Annotated in this window: 11 protein-coding genes; 4 read left to right on the top strand and 7 right to left on the bottom strand. The window is 62.0% G+C overall.

Annotation, left to right across the window (positions count from 1 at the left end):
* The coding region (gene metH / locus QZ638_RS09755; RefSeq protein WP_295809457.1) for a methionine synthase at positions 1–3,020 on the top strand (3,020 nt) is incomplete at its 5' end.
* Positions 3,021–3,171: 151 nt separating this feature from the next.
* On the opposite strand, the gene QZ638_RS09750 is transcribed toward metH, so the two are convergent.
* From QZ638_RS09750 to QZ638_RS09725, 6 genes are all read right to left on the bottom strand, one after another.
* Positions 3,172–3,636, bottom strand: a complete 465-nt coding sequence (locus QZ638_RS09750) for a MarR family winged helix-turn-helix transcriptional regulator (RefSeq protein WP_295809455.1) — start codon at positions 3,634–3,636, stop codon at positions 3,172–3,174.
* 55 nt (positions 3,637–3,691) lie between these two features.
* Positions 3,692–5,692: a Fe(3+)-hydroxamate ABC transporter permease FhuB gene (fhuB, locus tag QZ638_RS09745; RefSeq protein ID WP_295809453.1), complete on the bottom strand. Its 2,001-nt coding sequence runs from the start codon at positions 5,690–5,692 to the stop codon at positions 3,692–3,694.
* The gene (locus QZ638_RS09740; protein ID WP_295809451.1) at positions 5,679–6,578 is read right to left on the bottom strand and encodes an ABC transporter substrate-binding protein; all 900 of its coding nucleotides are present in this window, start codon (positions 6,576–6,578) and stop codon (positions 5,679–5,681) included. The genes fhuB and QZ638_RS09740 overlap by 14 nt, the downstream gene beginning before the upstream one ends.
* Positions 6,575–7,366, bottom strand: coding sequence for an ABC transporter ATP-binding protein (locus tag QZ638_RS09735; protein WP_295809450.1), 792 nt, complete (start codon positions 7,364–7,366; stop codon positions 6,575–6,577). The genes QZ638_RS09740 and QZ638_RS09735 overlap by 4 nt, the downstream gene beginning before the upstream one ends.
* Positions 7,367–7,415: 49 nt before the next feature.
* On the bottom strand, positions 7,416–9,596 hold the full coding sequence (locus QZ638_RS09730; RefSeq protein ID WP_295809447.1) for a TonB-dependent siderophore receptor: 2,181 nt from the start codon (positions 9,594–9,596) through the stop codon (positions 7,416–7,418).
* Between the two features lie 112 nt (positions 9,597–9,708).
* Complete coding sequence (locus QZ638_RS09725) at positions 9,709–10,779, bottom strand: siderophore-interacting protein (RefSeq protein WP_295809445.1); 1,071 nt, start codon at positions 10,777–10,779, stop codon at positions 9,709–9,711.
* Positions 10,780–11,343: 564 nt separating this feature from the next.
* On the opposite strand from QZ638_RS09725, the gene QZ638_RS09720 reads away from it, so the two are divergent.
* The 3 genes from QZ638_RS09720 to QZ638_RS09710 are packed head-to-tail and all read left to right on the top strand — an operon-like array spanning position 11,344 to position 15,206.
* Positions 11,344–12,009, top strand: coding sequence for a TrkA family potassium uptake protein (locus QZ638_RS09720; RefSeq protein ID WP_295809442.1), 666 nt, complete (start codon positions 11,344–11,346; stop codon positions 12,007–12,009).
* A gap of 7 nt (positions 12,010–12,016) precedes the next feature.
* Positions 12,017–13,363 (top strand): TrkH family potassium uptake protein, encoded by a 1,347-nt coding sequence (locus tag QZ638_RS09715; RefSeq protein WP_295809439.1) that lies wholly within the window; start codon positions 12,017–12,019, stop codon positions 13,361–13,363.
* Between the two features lie 13 nt (positions 13,364–13,376).
* Entirely contained in the window at positions 13,377–15,206 is a 1,830-nt protein-coding gene (locus tag QZ638_RS09710; protein ID WP_295809437.1) for a sodium:proton antiporter, read from the top strand.
* An 11-nt stretch (positions 15,207–15,217) separates the two neighbouring features.
* On the opposite strand, the gene QZ638_RS09705 is transcribed toward QZ638_RS09710, so the two are convergent.
* On the bottom strand, positions 15,218–15,979 hold the full coding sequence (locus QZ638_RS09705; protein WP_295809433.1) for a DeoR/GlpR family DNA-binding transcription regulator: 762 nt from the start codon (positions 15,977–15,979) through the stop codon (positions 15,218–15,220).
* Positions 15,980–15,984 lie beyond the last annotated feature (5 nt).

Here is a 15,984-nt window from a genome sequence, read left to right as displayed (position 1 = left end):
GTTATCTCGATGGCGACTTTCAGGTCGTCTCGCCGGGCACCTTCGTGCGCTGCGCGGTGACCGGCATGGATATCCCGCTCGACGAATTGAAGTACTGGAGCGTCGCGCGCCAGGAAGCTTACGTCGACGCGCTCGCCTCGCTCGCCCGCGAGCGCGGCATTCTCTCCATCATCGACAACACATGGGCGACGCCGCTGGGCTTCCCGGCCCTGACACACGGCTGCGATGTATCGGTGATGAGCCTTACCAAGCACGTGGGCGGTCATTCCGACGTGATGATGGGCAGCGCCAGTGCGGCGAAGCCAGTGATCAATCGCATCCGGCGCCAGGCCCAGTTCATGGGGCAGGTCGTCTCTCCCGACGATGCCTCCCTCGCGCTGCGCGGCCTGCGTTCTATGCAGGTCCGGCTCGAACGATCGACACAGACCGCGCTGGACGTGGCGCGCAACCAGGTGGAAGGCGGCGCGCAGATCATCGACGTCAATATGGATGAGGGCCTGATCGATTCCGAAAAGGCGATGATCGAGTTCCTTAACCTCGTGGCGGCGGAGCCCGACATCGCGCGCGTTCCGGTGATGATCGACTCCTCCAAATGGGGGGTGATCGAAGCCGGCCTGAAATGCGTGCAGGGCAAAGCGGTGGTGAACTCCATCTCGCTCAAGGAGGGCGAGGAGGCGTTCCTGCATCAGGCCAATCTGTGCCGCATGTACGGTGCCGCGATGGTCATTATGGCCTTCGACGAAACCGGTCAGGCCGACACCGAAGCGCGCAAGGTGGAAATCTGCACCCGCGCCTACAAGCTCCTGACCGAGAAGGCCGGCGTTGCGCCGGAAGACATCATCTTCGATCCGAACGTCTTTGCCGTGGCGACCGGCATCGAGGAGCATGACAATTACGGCGTCGACTTCATCGAGGCGACGCGCGAGATCGTTCGCACTCTGCCGCATGTCCATATCTCGGGCGGCGTGTCTAACCTTTCGTTCTCGTTCCGTGGCAATGAGCCCGTGCGCGAGGCGATGCACGCGGTGTTCCTTTATCACGCCATTCAAGCGGGCATGGATATGGGCATCGTCAATGCCGGCCAGCTCGCCGTCTATGACACGATTGACCCGGAATTGCGCGAGGCCTGCGAGGACGTGGTGCTCAATCGCGTGCCGAAGGCCGGCGGCACCGCGACGGAGCGCATGCTGGAAATTGCCGAGCGCTTTCGCGGCACTGGCGGGCGCGAGGCCAAGGAGAAAGACCTTTCCTGGCGCGAGCTGCCGGTCGAGAAGCGGCTGGAACATGCGCTGGTCAACGGCATAACCGAATATATCGACGCCGACACCGAGGAAGCGCGGCAGAACGCCGAGCGCCCGCTGCATGTGATCGAGGGGCCGCTCATGGCCGGCATGAACGTGGTTGGCGACCTGTTCGGCGCGGGCAAGATGTTCCTGCCGCAGGTGGTGAAGTCGGCGCGCGTGATGAAGCAGGCCGTGGCCATTCTGCTTCCCTATATGGAAGAGGAGAAGAAGGCCAATGGCGGCGGCGAGCGCGAGAGCGCCGGCAAGATCCTGATGGCTACGGTGAAGGGCGATGTGCACGACATCGGCAAGAACATCGTCGGCGTCGTGCTGGCCTGTAACAATTACGAGATCGTCGATCTGGGCGTGATGGTGCCGGCGGCGAAGATATTGGAGACGGCGCGCGAACAGAAGGTCGACATTATCGGCCTTTCCGGCCTCATCACCCCGTCGCTCGACGAGATGGTGCATGTGGCGGCCGAGATGGAGCGCGAGGGTTTCGACATTCCGCTTCTGATCGGCGGGGCGACGACCAGCCGTGTCCACACGGCGGTAAAAATTCACCCGAGCTACGAGCGTGGGCAGGCGGTGCATGTAAACGATGCGAGCCGCGCGGTCGGCGTCGTCTCGAACCTTCTGTCGTTCGATGCCCGCGATGGCTATATCGATGGCGTGCGCGAGGAATACCGCAAGGTGACCGAGGCGCATGAGCGTTCCGAGCGGGAGAAACAACGCCTGCCGATTGCCAGAGCACGCGCGAATGCCCACAAGATCGACTGGGCTGCATACACTCCGCCCAAGCCCTCGTTCATCGGCACGAAGGTGTTCGAAAGCTGGGATCTCGAAGAATTGTCGCGCTATATCGACTGGACGCCGTTCTTCCAGACCTGGGAGATGAAGGGCCGCTACCCGAAAATCCTCGAGGACGAGAAACAGGGCGAGGCGGCGCGCCAGCTTTTCGACGATGCGCAGGCCATGCTCAAGAAGATCATCGACGAGAAGTGGTTCGCCCCGCGCGCGGTGGTGGGCTTCTGGCCGGCCAACGCGGTGGGCGACGACGTGCGGCTCTTCACCGATGAAAGCCGGAAAGAGGAACTTGCTTCATTTTTCACCCTGCGCCAGCAGCTTACCAAGCGTGGGGACAAGCCGAATGTTGCGCTGTCGGATTTCGTGGCGCCCGTGGACAGCGGAAAGCCGGACTGGCTCGGCGGGTTCGTGGTGACGGCGGGCATCGAGGAAGTGGCGATTGCCGAGCGTTTCGAGCGCGCCAACGACGATTACAACTCGATCCTCGTGAAGGCGCTGGCCGACCGTTTTGCCGAGGCCTTCGCCGAGCGTATGCACGAAAAGGTTCGTAAAGAATTCTGGGGCTACGCGGGCGACGAGAACTATACGCCCGAGGAACTGATCGCCGAACCCTATCTTGGCATTCGACCGGCACCCGGGTATCCGGCTCAGCCCGACCACACCGAGAAAGTGACGTTGTTCGAACTTCTCGACGCGGAGCGAAATTCAGGCGTGCAGCTGACCGAAAGCATGGCCATGTGGCCGGGCTCATCGGTCTCGGGCCTCTATATGTCGCATCCCGAAAGCTATTATTTCGGCGTCGCCAAGGTCGAGCGGGACCAGGTGGAGGACTATGCGGCAAGGAAGAAGATGGATGTTGCCGATGTGGAACGCTGGCTCGGTCCGGTTCTCAATTATCTGCCGACGTCCTATTCCGAGGCCGCCGAATAACGCCTGGACCATGACAGGTATGGCGTGGACGCGCGAGAATGCGTTTCTTGGGCCGTTGGCCAGCGAGCATATGCCCCGTCTCTCATTGCGTCGATGATCGGGACCGTCTCTTTCACCCCGCGACGCGACGCGCCGACAAAGACCGGCGTTTTTACAAGTGATCCAGATTCTTGACGAGCAACTGGAGACCGCTTGCGGCGGCATCTCTTTCGGCGGGCTGAAGGCTTGAAAGCAATGCCGAAACGCGGTTGCGCCATTCAATCCGTACCGCCGCGAGAATGTCGGCGCCGGTCTCGCTCACGTGCAATTGTGTCATGCGTGAATCGGCCTTGGAGCGCTCGCGTTCGACATAACCGTTTGCGATAAGCCCTTCGAGGCTGCGGCTTATCGTCGACTGAAACATGCCGGTCTGCTCCGTGATGACTTTCACGTTGCAGCCCGGCCGGTCGAATATGGCCGCCATGATGACGATCTGCTGATTGCTCAGCTTGTGTGCCCGTGCGTGGGCCGGGCGGTATTGCGCCAGTTTTATGGCGAGACGCTCGAGCGCCAGCGCGGTCTGTTTCTCGAGTGATTTCGTGTCGGGTTTTGCCAAGGGATTTTGATCCTCGTCCATCAGCGACAATCTCTACGCGAACTTGTGGACGAGAGGAAATTCTTTGAAGCGCGGATCACGCCGCGGCCCTGGATGCCGGTTGTTTGCCGGCTCCAGCGCCATGGCGCAACAAGACCGTTGCGAGAACCAGAGCTCCCAGGAGGATCGCCGTGAGGCCGGCCGGCAGTTCGTATGGCCTGAAGATCTGGCGCCCCAGCCAGTCGGCCGCGACGACCAGAATGGCGCCGATCATGGCGGCACCGGGCAACTGCATTGCGGTGCGGCGGAGACCGGACAGTCGTGCGATATGGGGGGCGGTCAGGCCGACAAAGCTGATAGGGCCGACAAACAGGCAGGCGGAGGCCGTCAACAAGGCGGTGGCGACGATGATGAGCAATCGCGAAAAGCCGAGCGGCAGCCCCAGGGATCGGCTTGCGGTTCCGCCGAGCGACAGGATATCGAGCCAGCGCAGGGTTGCCAGCGTTGCGGCGGTGCCCGCTACCGCCATCGTGGCCGGCAGTGTCAGGTCTTCCATGGCAACGCGATAGGTGGAGCCCGACATGAAGGCGAGGACGGCACTGCCGCGCGGGTCGCCGGTCGCCAGAAACATCAGGATCAGTCCGTCGGCGAAGGCGGTGATAGCGATGCCCGCCAGGATGAGCCGGCGGGGATCGAGATCGTGCCGGCTGGCATAGGCCAGGATCGCCACGAGGATCGCCAACGCACCGAGAAGAGCGCCGGCAAGTTGTGCCGCGGCCGTTGCGGCGGGCAGGATCAGCATGACGGCAATGACGCCCATGACGGCACCGGTCGAAATGCCGATGATCTCGGGACTGGCCATCGGGTTCGACAGAAGCCTTTGCACAAGGCAACCGGCGAGGCCAAGCGCGGCACCGGACAGGATGGCGGCGAACACACGCGGCGCGCGCCAGGCCCACGCAATTTCAGCGCTGATCGCCGGCAGATAAAAGGCGAGAAAGCCGATCAATGAGAGCAGCACCGCGAGCACGACAAGCAGGCGGCGCTCGGCGGGTCTGGAGAGGCCCGCCGAAACGGGCAGGGTTTCGCCGGCGGACGTTACGCCGGCGGCGGGCAGCCTTTTGAGAAGGTATAGCAACAAAGGCGCGCCCAGGATCCCGGTCAGCGCGCCGGCCGGCAGGAAGCTCGCCAGGCCGCTCAATCCGAACTGAATGCCCTGATCCACAAGGCCGAGAAGCAACGCACCCGCTGCACCGGCCGTCAGAAGCCGTGGCACGACCCGGCGCATGCCGAGCAGCGATGCCACATGGGGGCTCGCCAGGCCGACAAAGGCGATCAGGCCGACCGTTGCCGTCACCGCCGATGCCACGAAGATCGCAATGCCCAGCGCGAGAAAACTGAACAGTCCCGTTGCCAGACCGGACGAACGTGCGCTTTCGCGGCCCAGGCCCATCAAGGTTAGAGGACGGCTTAAAAGGAGGAGGGCGACTGTGGCGAGTCCCAGGCGAGGAAGAAGAAATCGCGCACCCTGCCAATCGTGCTGGGCGAGATCGCCCGCACCCCACAGGAAAAGGCTGGTGAGATACTGATTCTTGAGCAGGAAAAGGCAGGTGGTGATGGCCCCTGCCGTGAAGCTCACGACCATGCCGGTCAGAACGAGGCTGACGGGGTCGTCCATGCGGCGGCCAACCAGAATGCTGACGAGACCCCAGGCCAGGAAAGAGCCGGCCAGGGCGATCAGAAAAGGATGATCGGCGTGCAGGTCCGGGGCCAGCAAGAGGGCCACAGCCAGGGCGAGTTGCGCGCCGGAGGTAACACCGAGTGTGGCCGGAGACGCGAGCGGGTTCTGCAGAACCTGCTGAAGAACCGCACCGGCGATGCCAAGTCCGGCTCCGGCCATCAACGCCACGGCGAGCCGCGGCATATAAGCGTACCAATACTCGATGGAAACGGCACGATCGCCGGTCTGGCCGAGCAACAGGGCTGACAGCCTCTCGCCACCGGCGATGGCGAGCGTGTTCTGGGCGATGAGCAGGCCAAGCAATGCGAGACCGAACACTGCCAGAATGAGAGCGACCGGGCGGTTATGAATTGTCATTGCTGCAGCTCGGCAAGGCTGTTGCGGAAAGTGTCTTTGCGAATGTGGTGGCTTCGGTCAGACCGCCGAACGACCAGATCGGCCGCAACACACGGAAACGGCCGTCGCGCACCGATGGAATTTTTCCAAGCAGGCTTTCGGAAGCGCCTCCCTGCTCGGCGTCTAGCATTCGGTTCACCTCGACGGGAACCGGAGCCACTACGATGAGTTCGGCATCGGCCTGATGCAGGAGTGCCGCCAACGGTACGGTGGTGAAGCCCCAGAAATTCGTGGCGCCCGTCCAGGCGTTGGAAAGCCCCGCTCCTTCGAGAACCCCGCCGTAAAGACTGCCTTCGCCGAAGACGCGCGCGTGCCCCGCATCGACGAAATTGACGACGAGAAATGCACACCGGTTGGGCTGTTCGGCCGATTTTGCGCGTAGGGTGGCGATTGCGCGTTCCGTGTCCGCAATCAGCTTTTCGGCTGCCTCCGGTTTCCGCAGCAGGTCGCCAAGCTCGCGGGTGATGCGACGTGCATTGGCCAATGGCGTCTTGTCCGGGGTAAATGTCGCGAAGGAGTGAACCGGGGCCACGCTTTCGAGACGCTTCCGGATGCTGGCGAATTGCGGGGAAACGAGGATGAGATCGGGCTCGGCCGCCTGGAGCCGTTCCATATCCGGGGCAAGCCGCAAGCCGAGATCCGGGGCCGAGGGCGGCGGCGCAGGATCCTGCACCCAATCCAGAAAGGCTGGTTTTTCGGCTATCGCCGGCACATCGACCCCCATGCCGAGCAGCGTTGTGGCAAGCCCCCAATCCAACGGAACCACGTTCGGTTCTTCGGGCTCGCTGGCGTTTGCGCCCGCCGCCGCGAGAAGGGCGAAAACGAAGCTGAGAACGGCGCGTTTCATGACGCGATATATCCGACGGGGCGGCCGTTTGCGGGATGAGCGAAGACATCCATGGGAATGTCGTAAAGCCGCGTCAGCACGGCGGGTGTCATGATCTCGGACGGGGCATCGCAGGCGATGAGTTGTCCGTCTCGAAGCGCCAGAATGCGGTCGCAGAACTGGGCGGCGATGTTCAGGTCGTGGACGATCAGCGCGACGCCGATGCCGCGTCGGTCGACGATCCCGCGCAACAGGGCGAGAATGCGTGCCTGATGCGCAAGATCGAGTGCCGAGGTCGGCTCGTCGAGAAGCAGGAACCGGCGCGCCTGCGCCAGCACCATCGCGATCCATGCGCGCTGGCGTTCGCCGCCGGATAGCGTGCCGACCAGGCGATTCTCGTGTTCTCGGCTACCCGTCTCATCGAGCGCGGTCTCGACGGCTTGCCGATCCTCGGCCGAAAGTTTGCGGAACGGGCCGTGCCAGGGATAGCGGCCGAGAGCGACGAGTTCGCGCACGGTCTGATGTTCCGCCGTGGGCAGGCTTTGCGGGAGGTAGGCGACCTCGCGCGCAAAGGCACGGGCGTTCCAGCCGGCCGCATCTTCGTCGGCAAACCGGACCTGTCCCGCAGTGGGTTGAAGATGGTGCGCAAGCAGTTTCATCAATGTGCTCTTGCCCGCGCCGTTGGGACCGATGATGCCGTAGATGTGCCCGCACGAAAACGCCGCGCTGAGGTCGCTCAGGATGGCCCGGCCGTTCGGCCGAAACTCCAGATTCTCCACCTCAAATCCCGTCAAGTTCTTTGCGTTCATCGGTATTCCATCAGCGTTTGGGTGAAAAAGGCGCCGCGTGCGCCGCATGTCACCACTCGAAGGTCAACTTGGCTTTCACATTGCGGCGGTCGCCGTAGTAGCATGAGGTCTGGCCGGCGCAGGCGGCGACGTAATGCTTGTCGAAGAGGTTGTTCACATTGAGCGACAGTTCGGTCTTGTCGAACCGGTAACCGATGCTTGCATCGGCGACGATGTAATCCGGCACAATCAGCGTGTTGGCCGCATTGGCGTAGGATTCGCCCACATAGCGCACGCCCGCACCGAGACGCAGACCCTCGAGCTGGCCGCCGAAGCGGTGGTTCACCCACAGCGAGGCCATTTGCTGGGGCACGCCAATCGGCACCATGCCCTGGTCGCCATTGTTGGAGCGGGTGATTTCCAGATCGTAATTCGTGTAGGAGGCGACGATGTCCCAGCGTTCCGCCAGGTTCGCCTGCGCCTGCAATTCGACCCCGCGCGAGCGCACCTCGCCGGTCTGAATCTTGAAGTTGGGATTGGCCGGATCGTTGGTCAGAACGTTCTCGCGCTTCAGATCGAACCAGGCGGCGGTCAGGCGGAAACGATCCAGCGGATCCTGATATTTGACGCCGACCTCATATTGCCGGGCGGTTTCCGGATCGAAAGGATTGCCGTTTATGTCGGTGCCCGCCAGCGGGTCGAACGACGTGGCATAGCTTGCGTAGGGGCGCAGGCCCGACAGCACCTCGTAGCTTGCGCCGATGCGGCCCATCAACGCGGTATCGTCGCGGTCGGTGCGTGTTCCCGTCAGATGATTGTCGAGCCGGCTCGATACCCAGTCGTGGCGCAGGCCGGCCGTCACGTCGAGACGGTCGGTTACCGCTATCTGGTCCTGGACATAGAGGCCCAGGCGGTGCGAGCGGGTGGTCGAATCCGTGGAATAGGCGGGTTTTTGAACGTCGATGCCGTAGACGGGGTTGAGAATGTCGATGACGTAGAAATTTCCGCTCGGATCGTCGCCATAGCCTGCGCGATTGTCGAAGACCTCGTAGCGGTAGTCGAGACCGGCAAGGAGTTGATGTCGGACGGAGCCCGTGTCGAACGTTTTCTCGATGCGGTTGTCGGTCTGAAAGGCGCCGATGCTGTCGTCCGTGGCCAGTGCCTGCCGGGCCAGAAGATTGTCCGGATAGCCCGGCAGATAGCTGCTTACCAGCCCGACTCCGTAGAGCGTTTCATACTCGGTCGAAATGTAGGAATAGCGCGAATCCTGCGAGAATTTCAGGCCGTTTTCGAATTCATGCTCGAACTCGTAGCCGAGCATGAGCTGATTGCGATCGTAACGGTCGAAATTCGTGTCGGCGCTGAAGAAATCGGTCGGTATGCGCCCGAAGGAAGCGGTGCGGACGGTGGCGTCGTAGGGCAGGAAACTCGTTACTGTGCCGGTGCGGTCCATCTGGAACTTGCCCATGATGGTGAGCTCCGTTCCAGCCTGCGGTTTGAAGGTGATAGACGGGGCGATATAGAGGCGATCGTCGTCAACATGGTCGACTTGCGTTTCGCCCAGGCGCCCGAGCGCCGTGAAGCGTGCGTAGACACCGTCATAGCCCGGCAAGGCAGCGTTGAGATCCAGCGCCACTTCGCCCTTTTTCGGCCAGCCGCCGGCGATGGAAGCGCGGTAGAACGTATCTTCCTGCGGGCGCTTGGAGATCAGGTTGATGAGGCCGCCGGGGCTTCCCGCGCCGAACAGCGCCGAACTCGGCCCAAGCAACACGTCCTGCCGTTCGAGACCGTAAGGCTCGACGCGGAAATTGGCGAAAGCCTGCGAACGCAATTGAAGACCGTCCATATAGAGGCCACGCGCCTGGGCCGAGAAGCCGCGCATGAAGAACCAGTCGTAGCGGGTATCGGCACCGTAGGCTTCGCTGCGAATGCCTGGCGTGTAACGAACAGCTGCGCCGACGCTGTCGGCGCCCTGCACATCCATCTGGTCGCGGGTCACGACGGAAATCGATTGCGGGACGCGATCGATCGGCGTGTTGGTCTTCGTCGCCGTACCGGTGTTGCGGGCGACGAAACCGTCGTCCGGTCCTACCGCAGAAGCGGATGTGTCGTCGCCTTCAACGACAAGCCGCTGCAGTGTCGTGCTTCTCGCAGCGTCGTCCTGCGCATGGGCGGCGAAGACGGGAGCCGCGCTCAGCAGCAGCGCCACGGTCAACCGGCCGGTGAGTGAGTAGGAACTGATCTTGCGCATATCTGAATTCATCCGCGTTTTTTAATAGCGGTGCTATATATTTTTACCTGACAGAGAGAGTCAACTTAAAACCAGCTTATTCGAATGGATTTGCACGGGTACGGCGCTGTCCTCAGTGCACCCCCGCCACGCCCTTTCGCCAATAGGAAACAACCAGGTGCTGGAGGTTCGGCAATCGCAGTGTCTTGCGCAAATGTCCGCGAATTGCCTTGAAGGCCGCGAACTCACATCCGGCCCAGACAAACAGATCGGGATCGTTCCCTTCGATCGGCAAGGCTTTCGTAGCCTCTTCCAACAGCGTTGTGGTGCCGGGCGCCCGCTCGTCGCGCAATAGCCACTCAAGGTCGAGTGACGCGCGCGTGGGAAGCGGCTGCTTTTCGGCCTCATTGGCGACTTCCAGACGGACGATCGCTTTCGTTTCGCAAGACAACCCCTCGAGGATGCGCGCAATGGCCGGCAGGGCGGTTTCGTCGCCCAGAAGCACGAGTTTGTGCGCTTCGGGGGCTTCACCGCCGCCCGGCCCGGTCATTCCCACGATGTCGCCGGGCCGGGCGCGCGCCGCCCAACCGGCTCCGGGATAGGCCTCGCCCTCATGGAGAACCATGTCGACATCGATGTGACCGCGATTCGGGTCGATTGCGCGGATCGTATAGACACGGGCGACAGGCCTATCCTTGTCGCCGGGCCAGACCGCTTCGCCGTTTCTCCCGATGCAGGGCCATGATGGGGAGGCGCTTCCAGATGGCGGAAACAGAAGCCGTATATGAAGACCCCCGTGCGTAAAGCGCTGCAGATCCTCGCCCGCCAAGCGAACCCGTTTCATGGAAGGCGTCAGTGTCTCCGTGGAGACAACGTGCATTTCGCGAAAATAGGGAAGTGGCATGCCGGGCGTGTTATCGCTTTCCCATTCCAGATCGAGGCTCTTGTCGAGGGATTGCAGGCGATGTGTGATTCCAAGTTGCAGATAGGCCAGCGAGGTTCGATCCTCGGCGTCGAGCAGGATGTCGAGGCTCGATGATTGCGGCTGCAACGCGATGTGGCCGAATGCGTGGCGCAATCGCCAGCCCTGCGCCGTTTCCTCCAGGGGCGCATCGGTTGCGCCGTGGACCAGCGACTCCAATAATTGCTTTTCTGCAACGAGAGGGAGGCGTAACTGAGCGCGGAACGAGCCATGCGTTGTCATGAGAGCATCCTGCTGTCGAAATTAAATCTGAGCTTTATAGTCATATTAATTGACATTGCAATCGACGATAGAGAACACAATGTGCGCGGCGGCGATGCCAAGCGGTTCCCGGACAGGTGTGAACGTCTCGTTTCGCGGCATATTTACCCTGATCCCCGGACGGCTGTCTCCGTAGGGCACGGCGCTCTTTCACATGGTTTTTCTCGGCAGGACAAGCGTCGGTTAGACCGGTTCCGGTCGCGAAACTTGCAAAGCATTCGCAAACTCTGGATGGTGCTTCCGGCAAAACCGCCTGGGACGGGCTTGCATGTGGCCACGAGGTTTGCACGATGGGCTCGGGCAATGATTCATGGAGCACGCGGGTCTCGAACATGACGAAACAACCCGTATCCACTCGCCGGGCGACGCGGAGTAAACCTCGAATTCATGCACCTTCCGAACAACCAATGTCACCGTGCGCTTCCAGCGTTCAGCGCGCATCGAACCTTGCACTTCCGGCCGCGCCCTTTGATGACTGCTGCCCGCCCCGGGTTTATGGTGGGCGAAGCAAGAAGCGTGTGAATTATGGCTGACATGGAATACAACAGTTTTGCCGTGATCGGACTCGGCACTTTCGGAGCGACGGTGGCCTCGGAACTCGCGCGCTTCGGCAATCACGTTATGGGCATTGACCTGGACGAAAAGAATTTCGGCAGCCTGGCGGATGAACTGAGCGAGGCGATCATCGCCGACGGCCGTGATGAAGAAGCGCTGCGCGAAGCCGGCGTGGCGCGCTACGACGTGGCGGTGATCGCCATAGGCGAGGATCTGGAAGCCAACATATTGTGCACCATGAACGTCAAGGTGCTCGGCGTGAAGGCCGTCTGGGTCAAGGCTCTGAGCCGGACCCACCACCGTATTCTTCTCAAGATGGGCGCGGACCGGGTTATTCAACCCGAACAGGAGATCGGCCAGCATATCGCGCAGATGCTTCACAACCCCCTGGTGCGCGATTATGTCAGCCTTGGCAACGGCTTTCACGTGGTCGATCTCGGCGTTCCCGAACGTTTGAACGGGCGCTCCCTGGCGGAGCTCGAACTCGAGCAACGATACGACGTCCGGTGCCTCGGCCTGATGCGCGGAAGCGAGTATATCGCTTGTCACACCGGCGACGTGGGTCTTGTCACCGATGACAAGTTGCTTCTGCTCGGCCGGCGCAAGGACCTGCGGCGGTTCGGCGACAATCTCTGAGCGGCCCATGCGCTTGCAGAAACTGCCACTCTTCTCCGCGCATCGGGTCAAGATTCCGGCACCTGCGGTGCTTGCTCTGTTGTATCTAATGCTGATCCTGCCGGGTGCGCTTCTGCTGAAACTGCCGCTCTCCACAACGCATGCGATCAACTGGCCGGACGCATTCTTCACCGCCACATCGGCGGTCACCGTAACGGGGCTGGCCGTGGTCGACACGGGAACCGCCTTCAGCGCGTTCGGTCAGGCCGTCATCCTGGTCCTGATCCAGCTTGGCGGGCTCGGCCTGATGACGTTTGCGGCCTTGATCCTGTCGATGCTCGGATTGCCGATAGGCATGTCGCATACCGCCTATCTGCGGGAGGACCTCAACCAGACATCCGTGCCCGACCTGTTGCGGCTGGTGAAGGCGATCCTGCGCATCGTCTTGCTGTGCGAATTGGCGGGCGCTTTGGTGCTCGCTTTCGTGTTCGTGCCGGAGTTCGGCTGGCGGTCCGGTGCCTGGCACGCCGTTTTTCACGCGGTGTCGGCATTCAACAATGCGGGTTTCGCACTGTTTTCCGACAGCCTGTCGCGCTGGGCCGTCAATCCGCTCGTGAACGTAACCGTGCCGGCGCTTCTCATTGTCGGCGGCATCGGCTTCAGCGTTCTGGCCGATCTTTATGCCGAGCGTCGCTGGCGATCGCTGACCCTGCATACCAAGCTCATGCTGACGGGAACGGCCGCATTGCTGCTCTGGTCGATGGTCACGTTCGCGACCATCGAGTGGAACAACCCGGCCACGCTCGGGGCGTTTCCGGATGCTTCGGACAAGCTCGTCGTAAGCTGGTTCCAGGCTGCGACGACACGCACCGCGGGCTTCAACACCACCGATATCGGCGCCTTGCACGACAGCACGGCCCTCATGTTCATGCTCCTCATGGTGATCGGCGCCGGCAGCACCTCGACGGCCGGCGGCATCAAGGTCACCACATTCATCGTGCTGCTTCTAGCAGTGGTCGCGTTTTTCAAGCGACGCTCCACATTGCGCGCCTTCGGTCGAAGTCTCGGGCTGGAGGAAATTCTGAAGGTTCTGGCATTGGCGATGCTCAGCCTGCTTGCGGTCATGACCGGTCTGTTCGTTATCATGCTGTCGCATGACGGAGAGTTTCTCGATCTCGCCTTCGAGGTCACCTCGGCCTTTGGAACGGTGGGCTTGTCGCGCGGGGCGACCGGCGAATTGGACGGTCTTGGAAGATTGGTTATTGTCGTGATGATGCTCATCGGCCGCGTTGGTCCGCTCACGCTTGGATTTTTCCTTGCAACGCGCGTGCCGCCACGGGTCCGTTATCCGGCAGGCCACATCTACCTCGGTTGAACGGAAATGTTTCATGCATGATATCGGACTGAAGATCGCTTTGATCGGCGTCATGGGCATGGGCGCGCAGTGGCTCGCGTGGCGGCTTCGCCTGCCGGCCATCGTGCTGCTTCTGATGGCCGGGTTCATCGCCGGACCTGCCACCGGGTTCGTCAGCCCGGTTGAGGATTTCGGCGCCATATACCGGCCGCTCGTCTCGCTGGCGGTGGCCATAATTCTTTTCGAAGGCGGGCTGACGCTGAACTTCAAGGAGATCAGAGAAACGTCGACGGCGGTGCGACGCATCATCATTATCGGTGGGCCGCTGGTATGGGTCATGACCGCGCTTTCGGCGCACTATATCGGTGGGCTCTCATGGCCGACGGCGGTGGTGCTGGGCGCCATTCTCGTGGTGACGGGGCCGACCGTCATCACCCCGTTGCTGCGCCAGGCACAGCTTGCCGCCAGGCCCGCCTCACTGCTCAAGTGGGAGGCCATCGTCAACGACCCCATCGGCGCTCTTTTCGCTGTCGTCGCCTTCGAGGTGATCCTGGTGCTGATCGGCCAGCATCAGGGCGGGAGCCTCGCCTATGTCGTGGTGGCCGCTTTTGTCGTCGCAGTCGCAGGCGGGTATCTCGCTGCCAAGGCAATCCACTGGGCCTTCGTGCGCGGCTACGTCCCTGAGTTCCTGAAGGCGCCGATCCTGCTCGCCGCGGTTCTCCTTGCCTATGCGCTGACCAATCTCGTGCTTGAGGAGGCCGGGCTTTTGACGGTGACCGTCATGGGCATCGTGCTCGCCAACACCAGGATTGCCAGCCTCGCGGAAATGCGGCGGTTCAAGGAAACGATCACCGTCTTCCTCGTCTCCGGTATTTTCATCCTGCTGACGGCTTCGCTCACTCTCGACGATTTCAGAAGCCTCGACTGGCGCGCTGCGTTGTTCGTCGGATCGCTTCTCTTCGTCGTGCGCCCGCTAGCCATCATGATCGCAACCACCGGCTCCGGTGCAACACTGGCCGAACGGACGCTCTCAAGCTGGATCGCGCCGCGCGGTGTGGTCGCCGTTGCCGTATCGGGCCTGTTCGGCGGCGCGCTTGCCGAGGCCGGTATTGCCGATGCCGACCGCATGGTCGCCTTCACCTTCGCCGTGGTCGTGACCACAATCGTGCTGCATGGCTTCACGCTCGGCCCGCTCGCCTCGCTTTTGAATCTGAAAAGCGCGGAGAAGCCGGGGCTCCTCATTGTCGGTGGCGCTCGCTGGGCAATCGACCTGGCGAGAAAGCTGAAGGATATCGAGGTGCCGGTGATGATTGCCGATCCCAATTGGAACCACATCGCCGAAGCGCGGCTTTCCGAAATTCCGGTGTTCTATGGCGATATCCTGTCGGAGGAGGCGCATCACAGCATCGACCCGAAACGGTTTTCAACGTTGATCGCAGTGACCGACAACGACGCCTATAATTCGCTCGTTTGCACCGATTTCGCCCCGGAGCTCGGGCGTTCCAATGTGTTTCAGCTTGGACGTGGCGGTGATCAGTCGAAACGCATGTCGCTCAATTTCACGCTCGGCGGCCGTCCGCTCGTCGAGGAAGGGATGTCATTCCGGGAATTGCGCGAACGCCACTGGCAGGGCTGGGTTTTCCAGGCCACCCGGCTGACCGAAGCCTTCGACTATGACGCCTATCTCGAAAGCCGTTCCGATCAGACCATCGTGCTCTTGTGGGTAAAACCGTCGGGTGCCATCGTCTTCGCCAGCGGAGCGACGGGCGCGCCGTCCACCGACGACCGCGTCGTCAGTTTCATGCCGGCGAAGGATCGTCGCAGCAATTCCGGCGGCGATCTTCAGGAGGCCGAGACGAACTGAGCATGCGGTGATCAGGTGCCGCAGGTCACCGCGATGTCGGCAAGGCGCAATACTTCGGCGAGATCGGCCGGCGGCGGTCGATCGACGATCAAGTCGTCGACGTCGGCGAGGGCGCACACACGCACCAGGCCTTTTTGCCCGAACTTGGAGGCATCGGTAACCACCACGCGACGCCGGCCGCGGGCGAGCACGGCCTCGCCGAACTGCGCTTCCTCCAGATCGTAGTCCATAATGCCGGTTATCGCGTTCACGGCTCCGGCGGATATGATGGCATGGTCGACGCTGAAGCGGTTGACGAACTCGATGGCCGAGAAGCCGAGTGCCGAGCCGCTGTCGCTGCGCAATTCACCGCCGGCCATGTAGACCTTGTTGCCATTGACCGTTGCCAGCGTGCGCGCGATATCCGACGAGTTGGTGACCACGGTGAGTTGCCTGTGGTCGAGCAATGCGCGGGCAAGCAGGCTGGTGGTGGTGCCGGTGTCGAGCATCACCGATTCTCCATCGCGGATCGTCGAGGCGGCAAGCCGTGCAATCGCCTCCTTCGCCTCCCGGTTCTCCCGCATCCGGCGTTCGAAGGGTGCTTCGTTCACAACGGACGGCAAGGCGATCGCTCCGTGCATCCGCACGATGTCGCCACGGCCCGCCAGCGCTTTCACGTCACGGCGGACTGTCTCCACCGAGACGTTCAGGCGTTGCGCCAGATCGTTCACACCCATGGTGCCCTCCTGTGTCAGAAGACCCAGAATCTCACCGTGCCGGGGAGAGTAAGTCATATGTA

It is taken from the genome of uncultured Nitratireductor sp., assembly GCF_913053745.1.
Classification (GTDB): domain Bacteria; phylum Pseudomonadota; class Alphaproteobacteria; order Rhizobiales; family Rhizobiaceae; genus Nitratireductor.
The sequence above is the reverse complement of the archived record's forward strand: the minus strand, read 5'-3'. Positions and strand labels throughout refer to the sequence as shown.

What these genes read in the sequence shown, in the direction of transcription:
- QZ638_RS09710 (WP_295809437.1), top strand. Translation starts at nt 13,377, where the DNA reads ATGCATGATATCGGACTGAAGATCGCTTTGATCGGCGTCATGGGCATG.
- QZ638_RS09750 (WP_295809455.1), bottom strand. Translation starts at nt 3,636, where the DNA reads ATGGACGAGGATCAAAATCCCTTGGCAAAACCCGACACGAAATCACTC.
- QZ638_RS09715 (WP_295809439.1), top strand. Translation starts at nt 12,017, where the DNA reads ATGCGCTTGCAGAAACTGCCACTCTTCTCCGCGCATCGGGTCAAGATT.
- QZ638_RS09725 (WP_295809445.1), bottom strand. Translation starts at nt 10,779, where the DNA reads ATGACAACGCATGGCTCGTTCCGCGCTCAGTTACGCCTCCCTCTCGTT.
- QZ638_RS09735 (WP_295809450.1), bottom strand. Translation starts at nt 7,366, where the DNA reads ATGAACGCAAAGAACTTGACGGGATTTGAGGTGGAGAATCTGGAGTTT.
- fhuB (WP_295809453.1), bottom strand. Translation starts at nt 5,692, where the DNA reads ATGACAATTCATAACCGCCCGGTCGCTCTCATTCTGGCAGTGTTCGGT.
- QZ638_RS09720 (WP_295809442.1), top strand. Translation starts at nt 11,344, where the DNA reads ATGGCTGACATGGAATACAACAGTTTTGCCGTGATCGGACTCGGCACT.
- QZ638_RS09730 (WP_295809447.1), bottom strand. Translation starts at nt 9,596, where the DNA reads ATGCGCAAGATCAGTTCCTACTCACTCACCGGCCGGTTGACCGTGGCG.
- QZ638_RS09705 (WP_295809433.1), bottom strand. Translation starts at nt 15,979, where the DNA reads ATGACTTACTCTCCCCGGCACGGTGAGATTCTGGGTCTTCTGACACAG.
- QZ638_RS09740 (WP_295809451.1), bottom strand. Translation starts at nt 6,578, where the DNA reads ATGAAACGCGCCGTTCTCAGCTTCGTTTTCGCCCTTCTCGCGGCGGCG.